This window comes from Streptomyces sp. NPDC002324, assembly GCF_053593335.1.
Map to the genome: position 1 here is coordinate 92,041 of NZ_JBSFCF010000033.1, position 15,877 is coordinate 107,917.

Consider the following 15,877-nt stretch of genomic DNA (forward strand, 5'->3'; position numbering starts at 1 on the left):
TACGGCGGGGGACTCGTGCAGGACCAAGGGGAAACGTGCAGGAGCGACACAACCGAGGAGCCGCGACCACTGAGGGGGGCTTAGCAGTATGAGCCACGACTCCACCGCCGCGCCGGAAGCCGCGGCCCGGAAGCTGTCCGGGCGACGCCGCAAGGAGATCGTCGCGGTGCTGCTGTTCAGCGGCGGCCCCATCTTCGAGAGTTCCATACCACTGTCGGTGTTCGGGATCGACCGCCAGGACGCCGGCGTACCGCGCTACCGGCTGCTGGTCTGCGCGGGCGAGGAAGGCCCGCTGCGGACCACGGGGGGCCTGGAACTCACCGCACCGAACGGCCTTGAGGCGATCTCGCGGGCGGGCACGGTGGTCGTGCCCGCATGGCGTTCGATCACCTCACCGCCGCCGGAGGAAGCGCTCGACGCACTGCGCCGAGCGCACGAAGAGGGAGCCCGCATAGTCGGGCTGTGCACCGGCGCGTTCGTGCTGGCCGCCGCCGGCCTGCTGGACGGCAGACCCGCGACGACGCACTGGATGTACGCGCCGACGCTGGCCAAGCGCTATCCGTCCGTCCACGTCGACCCACGAGAACTCTTCGTGGACGACGGCGACGTACTGACATCGGCCGGCACCGCGGCCGGAATCGATCTCTGTCTGCACATCGTGCGGACCGACCACGGGAACGAGGCGGCAGGCGCGCTGGCCCGCCGGCTCGTCGTCCCGCCCCGTCGATCGGGCGGCCAGGAGCGCTACCTCGACCGGTCTTTACCGGAGGAGATCGGCGCCGACCCGCTGGCCGAGGTCGTCGCCTGGGCGCTCGAACACCTCCACGAGCAGTTCGACGTGGAGACGCTCGCGGCACGGGCGTACATGAGCCGTCGTACGTTCGACCGCCGGTTCCGCTCGCTCACCGGGAGCGCTCCCCTGCAGTGGCTGATCACTCAGCGCGTACTGCAGGCGCAGCGACTGCTGGAGACGTCGGACTACTCGGTGGACGAGGTCGCGGGCCGGTGCGGCTTCCGTTCGCCGGTGGCGCTGCGCGGGCACTTCCGGCGGCAGCTGGGTTCGTCCCCGGCGGCGTACCGGGCGGCCTACCGCGCCCGTCGCCCCCAGGGCGAGAAGCACAGCGACCACCATGACGGTCCGCACGGCGTGCCGGGGCCCTCGGTGTCGCCGGAGCACGCTCCGGTGCCGCTCCAGGCCCGGCGCACGGCCGCGGCGAGCACCCTGGCGCCGTCGGCGTCCCTGTCCACGGAGGGCGCCAAGCCGGAGCTGTACGCGACGGGCCGCCTGCCGGGCCAGCGCAGCGCCCCGTAGCACCGATCGGCCCGTACGGCCCGGTCCCGCACCTGATCACCCCGGTGCAGGACCGGGCCGTACGGCTGTCACGGGCCGTAAGGTGAGACACATGAACGATCGCATGGTGTGGATCGACTGCGAGATGACCGGCCTCTCGCTGTCCGACGACGCGCTCATCGAGGTGGCCGCCCTCGTCACCGACTCCGAGCTGAACGTGCTCGGCGACGGTGTCGACATCGTCATCCGCCCGCCGGACTCGGCGCTGGAGACGATGCCGGAGGTGGTGCGCGAGATGCACACCGCGTCCGGCCTGCTCGACGCCCTGGCCGGCGGCACGACACTCGCCGACGCCGAGGCGCAGGTCCTGGCGTACGTGCGCGAGCACGTGAAGGAACCGCGCAAGGCCCCCCTGTGCGGCAACACGGTGGGCACGGACCGCGGCTTCCTCCTGCGGGACATGCCCACGCTGGAGAACCACCTCCACTACCGCATCGTGGACGTCTCCTCGGTCAAGGAGCTGGCCCGCCGCTGGTATCCGCGGGCGTACTTCAACAGCCCCGAGAAGAACGGCAACCACCGGGCCCTCGCCGACATCCGCGAGTCCATCGCCGAGCTGCGCTACTACCGCGAGGCGATCTTCGTCCCGCACCCCGGCCCCGACTCGGACACGGCCCGCACGATCGCCGCGAAGCACGTCCTGCCCGCGCTGTAACCCCGTCCACCGGGCCCCTCCGGGCCCCCGAACGCCCCCCACCGAAACGTGTGCGCGGGCACCCCTTCGGACCCTGTACACTTTTTCTCGGCCGGTCGGTGAAACCTTCGGATGAACCGCCGGTCATGGTGGGTGTAGCTCAGCTGGTAGAGCACCTGGTTGTGGTCCAGGATGCCGCGGGTTCGAGTCCCGTCACTCACCCTGAAGTACGAGCCCCGATCCGGGAATCCGGATCGGGGCTCGTTGCTGTGCTCCCCGCGCCCGGCGTTCAGGGGCGCCGCTACGACCGCTCGCCTCTCGACCGCGCGTTGCTCCGGGCGACGCTGTCGCTCAGCGCCTCGGACCGGGTCACCGGCCCGAGCCCTTCCAGCAGGGCGTCCCATTCCAGGCCGCCGCCGACCGGCCGCAGTTGGACGTACGGGCCGACGAAGCCCATCACCCTGCCGATCCGCCCGCTTCCCGCGTCCCGGACAGTGTCACCGAGGTGCACCGTCAGCGGGTCGGGGCGGCGGGGAGGTTCACAGACGCTCATCACGCCACCGCCTTCGCCGCAGCGCCGATCACGTGGTCGTCGAGGTCGATGCCGAAATCGGCCGCGAGCACCAACGCGAGCCTGCGCCGGGACTGTCGAGCCTCCTCCCGCTCGGCCTCGGCGACGTACGGCCGGACCATGACGGTGGCAGCGCCGTCCAGCGGTCCGTGGAGGCCGTACGGAGAGCGCGGGAGCGCCTGCGGCAGCGGTCGGGGCGGGTGCGGGGGAATTCCGCGGTGCCGAGGGGTGGGGCGGGGGCCGGTCATGCGGCGCCTGCCGGTGCCGGGGGCGAGTACGCCCAGGGCCCACCGCAGGAACGCGTGGATAATGCTCACTGTCGTCAGCTCCTTCGAAGCTGGTGGCCATGCCCCGGGAGGTCGCACAACCTCGCCGGGGTCCTTGCATGTCGAGAGATTACGCCACTTGTAAGGTGTTGTCAGGTGATGTCATATGGCTCCACATATTGATAGGCATCGTCGCAGGTCAAATAGGGTCGGCATATGACTGTCGACCTCGAAGGACCTGAGCCGCTGTACGAACAGATCGCCGCCATACTCAGCGCGCGCATCGCGGACGGCACGTATCCGCCCCGCCGCAGGGTCCCCTCCGAGGCAGCCGTCTGCGACGAGTTCGGGGTCTCGCGCCCGACCGCACGATCCGCACTCCAGCTTCTGAGTCAGCGTGGCCTGATCGTCACTGTGCGCGGCAAAGGGTCGTTCGTCATCGAACGCGGCGCGGCACCGGTCGAGGACAGCGGCTCCGCAAGCTGACGCCGACCGCTGCACAGACCAGCAGGTCAACGGCGTCTGCGGCCCAGTGCTGTCCGTACTGGGTCAGTGTGATCACTCGAAGGCTGCCCGGCGCGCCCGCTTGGCTTCGCTGTGCGCCGCCGCGGCCGCGTCGAACTCACCGCGCTCACCACGCGCGGCAAGTCTCTCCGCCGCCTCCAGCCTCCCGACACGCGCGACACAGTCCGGCGCTTCGTCGTCCGGGTCGATCCGGGTCGCGCTCATGAGGAATCCCGCTCCACCAGCGCCGTAGGCAGCACCACCTGGCGCCGCTCCAGCCCCCGCGACACCGCCGGCCGGCGGTCGGCGATCTCGTCGAGGAGGAGGTCGATCATCGCGCGGCCCATCTCCTCTATGGGCTGGCGGACGCTGGTGAGGGGCGGGTCCATGTGGCGGGCGATCGCCGAGTCGTCGTAGCCGACGAGCGCCACGTCGTCGGGTATGCGGCGCCCCTCCTCGCGGAGGATCTGGCGGGCGCCGGCGGCCATGACGTCGGACTCGGCGAAGACCGCGTCGAGGTCCGGGCAGCGGGCCAGGAGTTCGCGCATCGCCCTGCGGCCGCCCTCCTCGGTGAAGTCGCCGGGGGCGATGAGACGCTCGTCGACCTCGCGGCCCGCGTCCTCCAGGGCGTCGCGGTAGCCCTCGATGCGCCGCTGGGCGCCGTAGACGTCCAGGCGCCCGGTGATGGTGGCGATCCGCGCGCACCCCCGGGCGATCAGGTGCTCCACCGCCGAGCGGCCGCCGCCGTAGTTGTCGGAGTCGACGGAGGGCAGCGTCTCGTGCTCCGAGCGGGGGCCGCTGATGACCGCGGGGATCTCCAGTTGCGACAGCAGATCGGGGAGCGGGTCGTCCGCGTGGACCGAGACCAGGAGGACACCGTCCACGCGGTGCGCGGCCAGGTACTGGGCGAGGCGCCGGCGCTCGCGGTCGTTGCCCGCGAAGATCAGCAGGAGCTGCATCTCCGTGTCGGACAACTGCGCGCCGACACCCTTGAGGATGTCGGAGAAGTACGGCTCCGAGAAGAAGCGGGTCTCCGGCTCGGGCACGACCATCGCGATCGCGTCGGTACGGTTCGCCGCGAGCGCGCGGGCCGCCGTGTTCGGGACATAGCCCAGCTCCGCGACGGCCGCCTCGACCGCCGCCCGGGTCGCGTCGCTGACCCGGGGCGAGCCGTTGATCACCCGGGACACCGTCCCCCGGCCCACTCCGGCCCGTGCGGCCACCTCTTCCAACGTGGGCCGCCCACCGCTCCGGCCCCGTGCTCCGTGGCCTGCCACCATGGTCGCCTCCCGTCAACACCGCGCTGGCGTGGAATCTAACAGTCCTGATCCTTGTACGACGTCCGGGAACTGCTCAGCCGGGCTGCGGCGCCGTCGGCGGCACCGGCCCTGCTGCCGCGTCGGCGCCCCGTCCGGGACGAGCCGCCGACGAGCGGCAGACGATCGGCCGGCCACGGGCCGACCATCGGTTACACGAGTCCAACAGTGCCCCCGGCCCGGAAGCCGGCGTTCCGGTGGCGTTCCGGTGGCGCTCCGGCGGCGTTCCGGTGCCGCCGGACCGTCCGCCCGTACCGGCCCGAACACCCCACACCCGGACCGTTCGCACCGATCTCCGAAGCCCCGCGTGGGCCCATCCGGCCGTTTTCGGGCATACCCGGCCGCCGGTACCGGGTTAGTTAACAGCCCGATAACCGAAGACATCTCTCCGCGCTCGCTCCCTTGACACCCCCGCACGAACCGACGACTCTTCAACACATCACTCGTGGGAGCGCTCCCACAGTACCTGGCACTTACACATCCCGCACGTTCCCCGCCCGAGCCGCAGCATGTAACTAACGGGCCCAACAACGCCGTTGGCCGGGGGGTCGGCACGTCAGGGCATCAGGAGGACGCAATGCGAGCACGTACCCGAACCGCCCGCAACACGGTGGTCCTGGCAGCCGTCGCCGCCCTGGGCGCCGGGCTGCTGGCCGGCTGTTCCGAGGATCCGGACGACGGCACGCCGAACGAGGGCGGCGGCAACAGCGGGGGCAAGACCACGCTGACGGTCGGCACCTTCGGTGTCTTCGGCTACAAGCAGGCCGGCCTGTACGACGAGTACATGAAGCAGAACCCGGACATCGTCATCAAGGAGAACGTCACCACCAAGACCTCGGTCTACTGGCCCAAGACGCTCACCCGGCTGCAGGCCGGCTCCGGCACCGACGACATCCAGGCGATCGAGATCGGCAACGTGACCGAGGCCGTGCAGACGCAGGGCGACAAGTTCGTCGACCTCGGCAAGGAGGTCGACAAGTCGCAGTGGCTGGACTGGAAGAACCAGCAGGCCACGACCAAGGACGGCAAGCTCATCGGTCTCGGCACCGACATCGGTCCGATGGCGATCTGCTACCGCAAGGACCTGTTCGAGAAGGCCGGCCTGGAGACCGACCGCACCAAGCTCGCCGAGCAGTGGAAGGGCGACTGGAGCAAGTACGTCGACCTCGGCAAGGAGTACATGAAGAAGGCGCCGTCCGGCACCAAGTACGTGGACTCGGCCTCCTCCGTCTACAACGCGGCCCTCGGTGGCGCGACCGAGCGCTACTACGACCAGGACGGCAACGCCATCTGGGACAAGTCCAAGGGCGTGAAGGACTCCTGGGACGCGGCCATGTCCGTGGCGACCAGCGACATGTCGGCGAAGCTGAAGCAGTTCGAGGCTCCCTGGGACCAGGGGTACGCCAAGGGCTCCTTCGCCACGGTGGCCTGCCCGGCGTGGATGATCGGCTACATCCAGGAGAAGTCCGGTGAGGCCGGCAAGGGCAAGTGGGACGTGGCGGCGGCGCCGACCGCGGCCAACTGGGGCGGCGCGTTCATCGGCGTGCCGACGGCGAGCAAGCACCAGAAGGAGGCCATCGCGCTGGCGAAGTGGCTGACCGCTCCCGAGCAGCAGGCCAAGGTCTTCGCCAAGCAGGCCAGCTTCCCGTCGACCCCGTCGGCGTACGCGACCCTCAAGGCGAGCCCCGACACCACCGCGTACTTCTCCGACGCGCCGCTGACGCAGATCTTCTCCGACTCGGCGAAGACGATCCCGGTGCAGCACTTCGGCACCAAGGACCAGCCGATCGGCACCGCGATCGCCGACATCGGCATCGTGCAGGTCGAGCAGAAGGGCAAGAGCCCTGAGGAGGGCTGGGACGCCGCCAGCAAGGAGATCAAGGACGTGCTCGGCCAGTGACCAGCTCCAAAGAGGCACTCGCGCATTCCGCGGCGAGCGCCGAGACCGCGCCCGGCGATGAGCCGGGCGCGGTCCGGGGCGCTCAGGTTCGCGGTACGCCGCCGGCGGCCACCGACTCGTGGCGCAGCCGGCTGTACCGCTGGGACATGAAGGCCTCCCCGTACGTCTTCATCTCCCCCTTCTTCCTGATCTTCGGGGCGTTCTCGCTCGTCCCGCTGCTCTACACCGGCTGGTACTCGCTGCACAACGTGCAGCTGGCCGACCTGGACAACCAGACCTGGGTGGGCCTGGACAACTACCAGAACCTGCTGTCCTCGGACTTCTTCTGGAACTCCCTGTGGGTCACCTTCACCATCGGCGTGATCGCGACCGTGCCCCAGCTGCTGGTGGCGATCGGCATCGCGCACCTGCTCAACTACCGGCTGCGCGGCTCGACCGTGTGGCGGGTCATCATGCTCACCCCGTACGCCACGTCGGTGGCGGCGGCCACGCTGGTCTTCGTGCTGCTGTTCTCCTGGGACGGCGGAATGATCAACTGGCTGCTCGACTTCATCGGGATCGACCCCGTCAACTGGCGCGAGTCCAACTGGGGTTCGAAGTTCGCGGTCTCCACGATCGTGATCTGGCGGTGGACCGGCTACAACGCGCTGATCTACCTCGCGGCGATGCAGGCGATCCCCGCCGACCTGTACGAGTCGGCGTCCATCGACGGAGCGAACCGCTGGCAGCAGTTCGTCCATGTGACGATCCCGCAGCTGCGGCCGACCATCCTGTTCACGGCGGTCGTCTCCACGATCGGCGCGACCCAGCTCTTCGGCGAGCCCCTGCTGTTCGGCGGGGCCGACGGTTCCAAGGGCGGCTCCGAGCACCAGTACCAGACGCTCGGCCTGTACATGTACGACCAGGGTTTCATGATCGGAAACCTCGGCAAGGCGTCCGCCATCGCCTGGTCGATGTTCCTGATCCTGCTGATCGTGGCCGCGATCAACCTGCTGCTCACCCGACGGCTGAGGAAGACCCCATGACCACGAGCGAACTGACCCGTCCCCGGGCACCTGAGCGGGCGCCGGAGACGAAGGGCTCCCGTCGCCGGGTGATGGGCGCGGGCAAGCAGATGCACGCGGGGCCGCTCACCTACGTCGTCCTGACCGTCTTCGCCGTGGGCTCGCTGGCGCCCCTGGTGTGGACGGCGATCGCGGCCTCGCGCACCAGCCAGCGGCTCGCCGAGGCGCCGCCGCCGCTCTGGTTCGGCGGGAACCTGTTCAAGAACCTGGAGACGGCCTGGGAGCAGGCCGGGCTCGGCACCGCGATGCTCAACACGACGCTCGTGGCCGGAACGATCACCGTCGGTACGGTGCTGTTCTCCACGCTCGCCGGGTTCGCCTTCGCCAAGCTGCGGTTCCGGTTCTCCAGCGTCCTGCTTCTGCTGACCATCGGCACGATGATGATCCCGCCGCAACTGGCCGTGGTCCCGCTGTACCTGTGGATGAGCGACCTGAACTGGTCCAACCAGCTGCAGACGGTCATCCTGCCCACGCTGGTCAGCGCGTTCGGTACGTTCTTCATGCGGCAGTATCTGATCCAGGCGCTGCCCTCCGAGCTGATCGAGGCGGCGCGGGTCGACGGCGCGAGCAGTCTGCGGATCGTGTGGCACGTCGTGTTCCCGGCCGCGCGGCCGGCGATGGCAGTGCTCGGACTGCTGACCTTCGTGATGGCCTGGAACGACTTCCTGTGGCCGATCCTCGCGCTGAACCAGCAGAACCCGACGGTCCAGGTGGCCCTCAACGCCCTCGGCACCGGCTACATCCCCGACCAGTCGGTGATCATGGCAGGTGCGCTGCTCGGCACGTTGCCGCTGCTGATCGCCTTCCTCCTGTTCGGCAAGCAGATCGTGGGCGGCATCATGCAGGGCGCGATCAAGGGGTGACCCGGCTCGCGCCGACCGCTCCACCGCGGAAACCCCTTCGGGGGCTGGGCCACCGCCGTCCCGGCCCCCTCTCCTTTCGTCCCCCCACCCACCACTGTCGGTCTCCACGACCACTATGGGAGCGCTTCCATGCCTGAACCCGTGAACCCGGCCACCCCGGTGACCTTTCCTCCCGCCTTCCTCTGGGGCGCGGCCACCTCCGCCTACCAGATCGAGGGAGCGGTGCGGGAGGACGGCCGTACGCCCTCCATCTGGGACACCTTCAGCCACACGCCGGGCAAGACCGCCGGCGGCGAGACCGGTGACATCGCTGTCGACCACTACCACCGCTACCGCGACGACGTGGCGATGATGGCGGACCTGGGCCTCAACTCGTACCGCTTCTCCATCTCCTGGTCGCGGGTGCAGCCGACGGGCCGGGGTCCCGCGATCCAGCGCGGCCTCGACTTCTACCGCCGGCTGGTCGACGAGCTGCTCGACAAGGGCATCAAGCCGGCCGTCACCCTCTACCACTGGGACCTCCCGCAGGAGCTGGAGGACGCGGGCGGCTGGCCCGAGCGGGACATCGTGCACCGCTTCGCCGAGTACGCGCGGATCGTGGGCGAGGCGCTCGGCGACCGGGTCGAGCAGTGGATCACCCTCAACGAGCCGTGGTGCACGGCGTTCCTGGGCTACGGCTCCGGGGTGCACGCGCCGGGCCGTACGGACCCGGTGGCGTCGCTGCGCGCGGCCCACCACCTGAACCTGGCGCACGGGCTCGGCGTCTCGGCGCTGCGTTCGGCGATGCCCGCCCGCAACTCGATCGCGGTGAGCCTCAACTCCTCGGTGGTACGGCCGATCACCAGCGCCCCCGAGGACGTGGCCGCGGCCCGGAAGATCGACGATCTGGCGAACGGCGTCTTCCACGGCCCGATGCTGCACGGCGCCTACCCGGAGAGCCTGTTCGCCGCCACCGCGTCGCTGACGGACTGGTCGTTCGTGCAGGACGGTGACGTGGCGGCCGCCAACCAGCCGCTGGACGCGCTGGGGTTGAACTACTACACGCCGACGCTGGTGGGCGCGGCGGACGCCGACGCCGTCGGGCCGCGCGCGGACGGCCACGGGGCGAGCAACCACTCGCCGTGGCCGGGCGCGGACGACGTCCTGTTCCACCAGACTCCGGGCGAGCGTACGGAGATGGGCTGGACCATCGACCCGACGGGCCTGCACGAGCTGATCATGCGCTACTCGCGGGAGGCGCCGGGTCTGCCGATGTACGTGACGGAGAACGGCGCCGCGTACGACGACAAGCTGGACTCGGACGGCCGCGTCCACGACCCCGAGCGCATCGCCTACCTGCACGGCCACCTGCGGGCGGTCCGGCGCGCGATCGCCGAGGGGGCGGACGTGCGCGGGTACTACCTGTGGTCCCTGATGGACAACTTCGAGTGGGCGTACGGGTACGGCAAGCGCTTCGGCGCGGTGTACGTCGACTACGCGACGCTCGCCCGTACGCCGAAGTCGAGTGCGTACTGGTACGCGCAGGCGGCGAAGACGGGCGCGCTGCCGCCGCTGGTGACGACTCCGGCGTAGCGGACCACAGGGCCGGGGGCCGGGGAGCCCCCTGGGGGAACGGGGGAACGGGGGAACGGGGGAACGGGGGAGCGGGGGAGCGGGAGTCCGGGGCGCGGCGCGCATAGGGGAAGCGCCGCGCCCCGGACGTGGGGCAGAGAGTGCCTGGGGATGCCAGCCACTGGGTCTGCTGGCCTGTGACCGAGGCAATGGTCTCGAAGTCGTTGTCGAGGTCCTCCCGCGGCACACTCATCCGCGCGGCGTCGGCCCAGTCGAACAGCACACCGCCGGTTCCACGCACCGCCCTACACGGCGACCGGCCGCACCCGCTCCCCGCACAGCTTCGCCATGTCGTCGATGTCCGAGGTGAGCATGACCACCGGACGGTGCTGCCGTAGGGCCATCTCGGCCACGGCGGCGTCGATCGCGTACTTGTGGCCGTGCAGACCGGCCCCGATCAGCATGGTCGAGGCGGCCTTGGCCTCCTCGTCCCCGATGGGCACGATCCGCATGCCGGACAGCACCCACGCGAGCCGCGCCCGGTCCGTCCGCCGGTGAACCGCCTCAATGATCGTCAGAGCACTGATGGCCACCTCCATGCCCCTCTTACGCGCCTCGGCGACCAGCGCGACGACAGGTTCGTCATCACCGACCAGCTTGGACAGGCCCTCGCAGTCCAGGACGAGGGTGCCCTCGTGACTCAGCTTGCGGCGGGCCACTGCCCCTCCTCGGCGAACACCTCGTCGAAGACGCGACGCGCCCCCTCCTGCGCCTCGGTGGAGATCGGCCCCTTGCGTTGTTCGTAGTCGGCCAGATACTCGTCCAGGATCTGGCCGCGCAGCTCACGCTCCACTGCTTCGGTGATGAACGCGGAGAACTCACGCTTGCCGACTCGCTGCCGGATCGCCTCCGCCGTGCCCTCCGGAAGAGAGAGGCTGACCCTGGTGGCAGGGCCTTCGCCGATGCTGTACGAGGTGTCACTCATGAAGCCAGATTATCAAACGAGTAGGAATCTCTCCGTGTCCTGCTGACGACTCGCCCGAGGGCTCGCCCCGGCAGGCTGATCAACAGGCAGGGCCGCGCCTCCCTGAGGAGCCGCGGCCCTGTGCCGTTGTGATCGGTGCCGGTCAGCGTGGTTCGCGGACGACCGCCACGTCCCCGGCCGCCACCAGCACGGTCGTCGAGCCGTCGCCCATGGTGATCCCCTTGCCCGTCAGCAGTTCGGACGCGTCCGCCGAGACCGTGACCTCGGCGTCCGACTCACCGTGGTTGATCAGGAAGAGGTAGTCCGCCTCCGGGCCCCGGCGCAGTGCCGCCTCGACTCCCTCGGGGGTCGGGCGCACCGAGGTCACGCCCGCCTCCTCGCGGACGCGGTCCAGGAGGGCGGCGAGGGTCGTCGGGTCCGGGCGGGTGGCGACGTACCAGGCCGTGCCCGCACCGTGGGTGTGGCGGGTGACCGCCGGGACGCCGGTCAGGGGGCCGGAGGTGTACGAGGTCACCGCCTCCGCGCCCGCCAGGGCGACCCGCTCCGACCACAGTCCGGCCGTACCGCCGTCGCTCAGGCCCACCGACTCGCCCGGCAGCAGCGGGAACAGCTCGTCCGTGCGCACGCCCAGCGCCTCGCGGAACGCGCCCGGGTAACCGCCCAGCCGGACGTGGCAGTTCTCGTCCACCGCGCCGCTGTGGAAGCCGACGGCGAGCGTGCCGCCGGTCTCGGCGAAGCCGGTGAGGTTCGCCGCGCCCGCGTCGTCCACCAGGTACAGGCTCGGCGCCAGCACCAGCTTGTACGCGGACAGGTCCGCGTCGGGGCGGACGAAGTCCACGGCCACGCCGGCCCGCCACAGCGGCTCGTACCAGGCGCGGACCAGGTCCTGGAAGCGGAGTTCGCCGCTCGGCTGGGAGGGGAGTTCCACCGCCCACCAGGCGCTCCAGTCCCAGACGATCGCCACCTCGGCGACGCCCGTGCTGCCCCGCACCTCCGCCAACGAGCCCAGATCCGCGCCCAGTCGCACCACGTCCCGCCAGATCTGGCTGTCGGTGCCCGCGTGCGGGAGCATCGCCGAGTGCCACTGCTCGGCGCCGGCCTTGGCCGCCCGCCACTGGAAGTAGGCGATGCCGTCGGCTCCCCGGGCCACGTGGGACAGGGCGTTGCGGCGCAGCTCGCCCGCCGTCTTGGCCCGGTTGACCGGCTGCCAGTTGACCGCGCCGGTGGAGTGCTCCATCAGCAGCCACGGACTGCCGCCGGCCAGCGAGCGCACGAGGTCGCCGCTGATCGCGATGTCGATCTCGGACTCGGGGTCCGTGGACTGGAGGTAGTGGTCGTTGGAGACGATGTCCAACTCCGGTGCCCAGCGCCAGTAGTCGAGCTTGTCGAAGTTGAACATCACCATGAAGTTGGTGGTGGCGGGGGTGGTGGGAGCCGCCTCCAGCAGCACCTCGCGCTCCGCCTTGCACAGCGAGAGCAGCGCGTCGCTGCAGAAGCGGCGCCAGTCCAGCTGGTGGGTCGGGTTCGGGACCGCGCCCGTCGGGCGGGGCGGGATGATCTCGTCCCAGTCGTAGTACCACTGGCTCCAGAACGTCGTGCCCCAGGCGTGGTTGAGCGCCGCCAGGTCGTCGTCGTACTTCTCGCGCAGCCAGACACGGAAGGCCGCCGCGCTCGTGTCGCAGTGGCACTCGCCGTTGTGGCAGCCGTACTCGTTGTGGACGTGCCACATGACGACGGCCGGGTGGTCGGCGTACCGCTCGCCCAGCACGCGGGCGATCCGCAGGGCGGCCTCGCGGTAGGCGGGGCTGGACGGGCAGAAGGTCTGGCGGCTGCCGTACGAGAGGGCGCGGCCGTCCTTGTCGACCGGCAGGGCGTCCGGGTGCTTGACGAAGAACCAGGCCGGCGGGGCCGCCGTCGGGGTCGCCAGGTCGGCGGCGATGCCGTTCTCGTGGAGGAGGGCGAGGATCTTGTCCAGGCGGGAGAAGTCGTACTCGCCCTCGCGCGGCTCCAGCAGCGCCCAGGAGAAGATGTTGACGCTGACCATGTTCACGCCCGCCTCGCGCATGAGGCGTACGTCCTCGGCCCACACCTCCTCGGGCCACTGCTCGGGGTTGTAGTCCCCGCCGTAGGCGATGCCGGGGACGTTCAGTTCGCGCTTCATTCGGAGGCCTCCGGGCCCTTCGTCAGCAGTCGGCGGGTCGTTTCCACGCCCCAGGTGTCCAGGGAGAGCAGGCGGTCGCTGGAGGCCATCAGGCCGCCCGTCGCCTCGACGTGCGCCGCCCAGCGCTCGCGCGTCTCGACGGCGGGGCGGGCCATCAGGCAGTCGGGATCGTTCACCCAGAGACGCCCGTGCTGCCACTGGCGGGCGGCGCCCGTGAACTCGGCGGAGTCCTGGCCGGGCTGGCTGTGGTCGTCCGCCTCGGGGCGGCGGTGCGGGGCCGTGTCGGGGCTGACCCGCATGGCGTCGAACAGGCCGAGGGACGGCAGGATCGGCGCGCCGCAGCCGAGGAGGTAGGCGTCGGGGCCGATCGCGTCGCGGATCAGCTCGATGCCCCGGCGGTACGCCGTGAGGGCATCCACGCAGGCGTGGCGTACGCCGTCCAGCGCGCCCGCGTAGAGGAAGTCGACCTTGAAGTAGTCGTAGCCCTCGGAGCGGAGGGTGGTGAACACCTCGGTGAGGTACGCCGCCGCCCCGGGGTGGGTGGTGTCGAGGACGTACAGGTCGTGGCCCCAGTTGTGGCCGGCGTGCGTGGGACCGCCGTCCTCGTCGCGCACCAGCCACTCGGGGTGCTCGGCGGCCAGGGTGCTCGACGGGTCGACGAGGAAGGGCGCCGTCCAGATGCCTGCGCGGCGGCCCCGGGCCCGGATGGTGTCCGCGATGCCCGCGCGGGAGCGGAAGCGGCCGGAGAGGGTGAGCCAGTCGCCGAGGGCCTTCTGGTAGCCGTCGTCGATCTGTACGACGTCGATGGGGAGGTCGAGGGTGTCCATCGCACGGAGGTTCTCGTGGATGTCGTCCTCGGTGACGGAGGTGAAGTACTCGTACCAGGAGCACCAGACGGTGGGGGCCGGGCGGGGGGCCGCGAGGCCGAGGCTCGCCGCCCACTCGCCCAGCACCGCCTGGATGTCCGTGCCGGTCCACTCCTTCACCGGGCCGTCGGACGCGATCTCGGCGACCCCGTCCCTCACCGCCAGGCGGATCGAGGGGACCTGGTGGACGGGGTCGGGGGCGGCCCAGAGGCGGACCGGGGTGCCGTCGCCCGGATCGAGGGCCAGCAGGCCCTCGCCCTGGAAGGTGCCGGCCGGGACGGTGACACCCGGGCGGTAACAGACCGTGGCCCAGTTGTCGCCGGCCGGACGGTACGGGGTCGCGTCGAGGGCGTAGGAGCCGCTGGGGCTCCAGGACTGCCAGCCCTCCTCGTGGACCCGTGCCGTACCGGTGTCCACGGGCACGGAGACCACGTGGGTGAAGGGGTGGTGCACGAGAACTTCTCTTTCACACAGTGGGCCGCCGCGGGGGCGGTCAGCCCTTGTTGGCGCCGAGGGTCAGTCCGCTGACGAACTGTCGTTGGAGCGCGAAGTACACGATCAGGGTGGGGATGGCGGTGAGCAGGGCGCCGGCGGCGACGAGGTTGGGGTCGGTGAAGTACTGGCCGGAGAGGTTGTTCAGGGCCGAGGTGATCGGCATGTTCTCGCCGGTGGAGATCAGTACGAGCGCCCAGAAGAAGTCGTTGTAGATCCAGATGGAGAGCAGGGTGGCCAGGGCGGCCATCGCGGGCTTGCACAGGGGCAGCACGATCTGCCAGTACAGGCGCCACACGGACGCGCCGTCGACGAGGGCGGCCTCGGTCAGTTCGTGGGGCAGGGAGCGCATGTAGTTGCTGAGGACGAAGGCGCAGAACCCGGACTGGAAGGCGACGTGGATGAGGACGAGGCCGAGCGCGGAGTCGTACAGCTTGCCGGACATGGTGATGCCGGGCAGGTCGATGAGCAGGTACATGCGGTACAGCGGGGTGATGATGACCTGCTGCGGGAGCAGGTTGCCGGCGGTGAAGACCAGGAGCAGGAAGAGGTTGACGCGGAAGTCGAAGCGGCTGACGTAGAAGGCGACCATCGAGGACAGGAACAGCGTCAGCAGTACCGCGGGGACGGCGATGACGAGGGTGTTCACGAAGTAGTGCGTCATGTCCGACTGGGTGAACGCGTTCGTGAAGTTGGCGAAGTTCAGCTTGTCGGGCCACGAGACGTAGCCCTTCTCGCTGGTCTCGCCGTAGGGGCGCAGGGCCGCGTACAGGGCCCACAGCAGGGGTCCCAGCCACGCCAGTGACATGCTGACGAGGAAGACGTGCAGGACGATCCGGGCGGGGCGGACGGGGGTGCGCTCCTTGGGAGCGGTGGCCGCGGCGGTGGTGTCGACGGTGGTGCTCATGCGCGCCGCTCCTTCCGGAAGGTCGCGATCAGATACGGGATGATCACGGCGAGGGAGATCACCAGCAGGACGACGGCGATCGCCGATCCGTATCCGATACGGCTGGACTCTCCGATGATGTTGTTGGTGACGAGGATGGAGAGCAGTTCGGTGCCCTCGGCGCCCTTGTTGAAGACGAAGACGAGGTCGAAGGCGCGCAGGGCCTCGATGATGGTGACGACCAGGACGACGGTGTTGGTGGGGCGCAGGGTGGGGAAGATGACGTTCTTGAACGTCTGCCACTCGTTCGCGCCGTCCAGCGCGGAGGCCTCCCGCAGGGACGGGTCGACACCCTTCAGGCCGGCCAGGTACAGGATCATCATGTAGCCGGTGTGGCGCCAGGACGCGGCGATGAGGATGGCCCAGAGGTTGAGGTCCGGGTCGCCGATCCAGTCGATGTAGTGGCC

Annotated in this window: 17 protein-coding genes and 1 tRNA gene; 8 read left to right on the forward strand and 10 right to left on the reverse strand. The window is 70.1% G+C overall.

Annotation, left to right across the window (positions count from 1 at the left end; translation table 11 throughout):
* Positions 1-88: 88 nt before the first annotated feature.
* From ACWCRJ_RS33260 to ACWCRJ_RS33270, 3 genes are all read left to right on the forward strand, one after another.
* The gene (locus tag ACWCRJ_RS33260; protein ID WP_450942775.1) at positions 89-1,312 is read left to right on the forward strand and encodes a helix-turn-helix domain-containing protein; all 1,224 of its coding nucleotides are present in this window, start codon (positions 89-91) and stop codon (positions 1,310-1,312) included.
* A 91-nt stretch (positions 1,313-1,403) separates the two neighbouring features.
* Positions 1,404-2,006 (forward strand): oligoribonuclease, encoded by a 603-nt coding sequence (gene orn, locus ACWCRJ_RS33265; RefSeq protein WP_450942776.1) that lies wholly within the window; start codon positions 1,404-1,406, stop codon positions 2,004-2,006.
* 128 nt (positions 2,007-2,134) lie between these two features.
* Positions 2,135-2,207: transfer RNA gene (locus ACWCRJ_RS33270), tRNA-His, on the forward strand.
* Positions 2,208-2,286: 79 nt separating this feature from the next.
* Here ACWCRJ_RS33270 and ACWCRJ_RS33275 read toward each other — a convergent pair.
* Positions 2,287-2,538 carry a hypothetical protein gene (locus ACWCRJ_RS33275; RefSeq protein ID WP_450942777.1) on the reverse strand — a complete coding sequence of 84 codons (252 nt, stop codon included), beginning with the start codon at positions 2,536-2,538 and terminating at the stop codon, positions 2,287-2,289.
* Entirely contained in the window at positions 2,538-2,873 is a 336-nt protein-coding gene (locus tag ACWCRJ_RS33280) for a hypothetical protein (protein WP_450942778.1), read from the reverse strand. Before ACWCRJ_RS33280 ends, ACWCRJ_RS33275 begins: the two co-directional genes overlap by 1 nt.
* A 165-nt stretch (positions 2,874-3,038) precedes the next feature.
* Between ACWCRJ_RS33280 and ACWCRJ_RS33285 the strand changes: the two genes are divergently transcribed.
* Entirely contained in the window at positions 3,039-3,308 is a 270-nt protein-coding gene (locus tag ACWCRJ_RS33285) for a GntR family transcriptional regulator (RefSeq protein WP_450942779.1), read from the forward strand.
* A 72-nt stretch (positions 3,309-3,380) separates the two neighbouring features.
* On the opposite strand, the gene ACWCRJ_RS33290 is transcribed toward ACWCRJ_RS33285, so the two are convergent.
* Positions 3,381-3,551, reverse strand: coding sequence for a type II toxin-antitoxin system VapB family antitoxin (locus tag ACWCRJ_RS33290; RefSeq protein WP_450942780.1), 171 nt, complete (start codon positions 3,549-3,551; stop codon positions 3,381-3,383).
* The gene (locus ACWCRJ_RS33295) at positions 3,548-4,603 is read right to left on the reverse strand and encodes a LacI family DNA-binding transcriptional regulator (protein ID WP_450942795.1); all 1,056 of its coding nucleotides are present in this window, start codon (positions 4,601-4,603) and stop codon (positions 3,548-3,550) included. Before ACWCRJ_RS33295 ends, ACWCRJ_RS33290 begins: the two co-directional genes overlap by 4 nt.
* 616 nt (positions 4,604-5,219) lie before the next feature.
* Here ACWCRJ_RS33295 and ACWCRJ_RS33300 point away from each other — a divergent pair.
* From ACWCRJ_RS33300 to ACWCRJ_RS33315, 4 genes are all read left to right on the forward strand, one after another.
* On the forward strand, positions 5,220-6,542 hold the full coding sequence (locus tag ACWCRJ_RS33300; RefSeq protein ID WP_450942781.1) for an ABC transporter substrate-binding protein: 1,323 nt from the start codon (positions 5,220-5,222) through the stop codon (positions 6,540-6,542).
* Positions 6,539-7,567 carry a carbohydrate ABC transporter permease gene (locus tag ACWCRJ_RS33305; RefSeq protein ID WP_450942782.1) on the forward strand — a complete coding sequence of 343 codons (1,029 nt, stop codon included), beginning with the start codon at positions 6,539-6,541 and terminating at the stop codon, positions 7,565-7,567. The genes ACWCRJ_RS33300 and ACWCRJ_RS33305 overlap by 4 nt, the downstream gene beginning before the upstream one ends.
* Positions 7,564-8,469, forward strand: coding sequence for a carbohydrate ABC transporter permease (locus ACWCRJ_RS33310; protein WP_450942783.1), 906 nt, complete (start codon positions 7,564-7,566; stop codon positions 8,467-8,469). Before ACWCRJ_RS33305 ends, ACWCRJ_RS33310 begins: the two co-directional genes overlap by 4 nt.
* Positions 8,470-8,598: 129 nt before the next feature.
* Positions 8,599-10,041: a GH1 family beta-glucosidase gene (locus tag ACWCRJ_RS33315; RefSeq protein ID WP_450942784.1), complete on the forward strand. Its 1,443-nt coding sequence runs from the start codon at positions 8,599-8,601 to the stop codon at positions 10,039-10,041.
* Positions 10,042-10,325: 284 nt separating this feature from the next.
* Here ACWCRJ_RS33315 and ACWCRJ_RS33320 read toward each other — a convergent pair whose 3' ends face one another.
* The 6 genes from ACWCRJ_RS33320 to ACWCRJ_RS33345 all read right to left on the reverse strand — a co-directional run.
* Positions 10,326-10,739: a DNA-binding protein gene (locus tag ACWCRJ_RS33320; RefSeq protein WP_450942785.1), complete on the reverse strand. Its 414-nt coding sequence runs from the start codon at positions 10,737-10,739 to the stop codon at positions 10,326-10,328.
* Entirely contained in the window at positions 10,721-11,005 is a 285-nt protein-coding gene (locus ACWCRJ_RS33325) for a hypothetical protein (protein WP_450942786.1), read from the reverse strand. Before ACWCRJ_RS33325 ends, ACWCRJ_RS33320 begins: the two co-directional genes overlap by 19 nt.
* Before the next feature lie 142 nt (positions 11,006-11,147).
* On the reverse strand, positions 11,148-13,166 hold the full coding sequence (locus ACWCRJ_RS33330; RefSeq protein WP_450942787.1) for a beta-galactosidase: 2,019 nt from the start codon (positions 13,164-13,166) through the stop codon (positions 11,148-11,150).
* A complete protein-coding gene (locus ACWCRJ_RS33335; protein ID WP_450942788.1) occupies positions 13,163-14,485 on the reverse strand; it encodes a glycoside hydrolase family 36 protein in 1,323 nt (440 codons plus the stop codon). Before ACWCRJ_RS33335 ends, ACWCRJ_RS33330 begins: the two co-directional genes overlap by 4 nt.
* A gap of 40 nt (positions 14,486-14,525) precedes the next feature.
* Positions 14,526-15,431 (reverse strand): carbohydrate ABC transporter permease, encoded by a 906-nt coding sequence (locus ACWCRJ_RS33340; RefSeq protein WP_450942789.1) that lies wholly within the window; start codon positions 15,429-15,431, stop codon positions 14,526-14,528.
* Positions 15,428-15,877 (reverse strand): carbohydrate ABC transporter permease (locus ACWCRJ_RS33345; protein WP_450942790.1); only part of this gene is annotated, 450 nt, incomplete at its 5' end. The genes ACWCRJ_RS33340 and ACWCRJ_RS33345, both read right to left, overlap by 4 nt.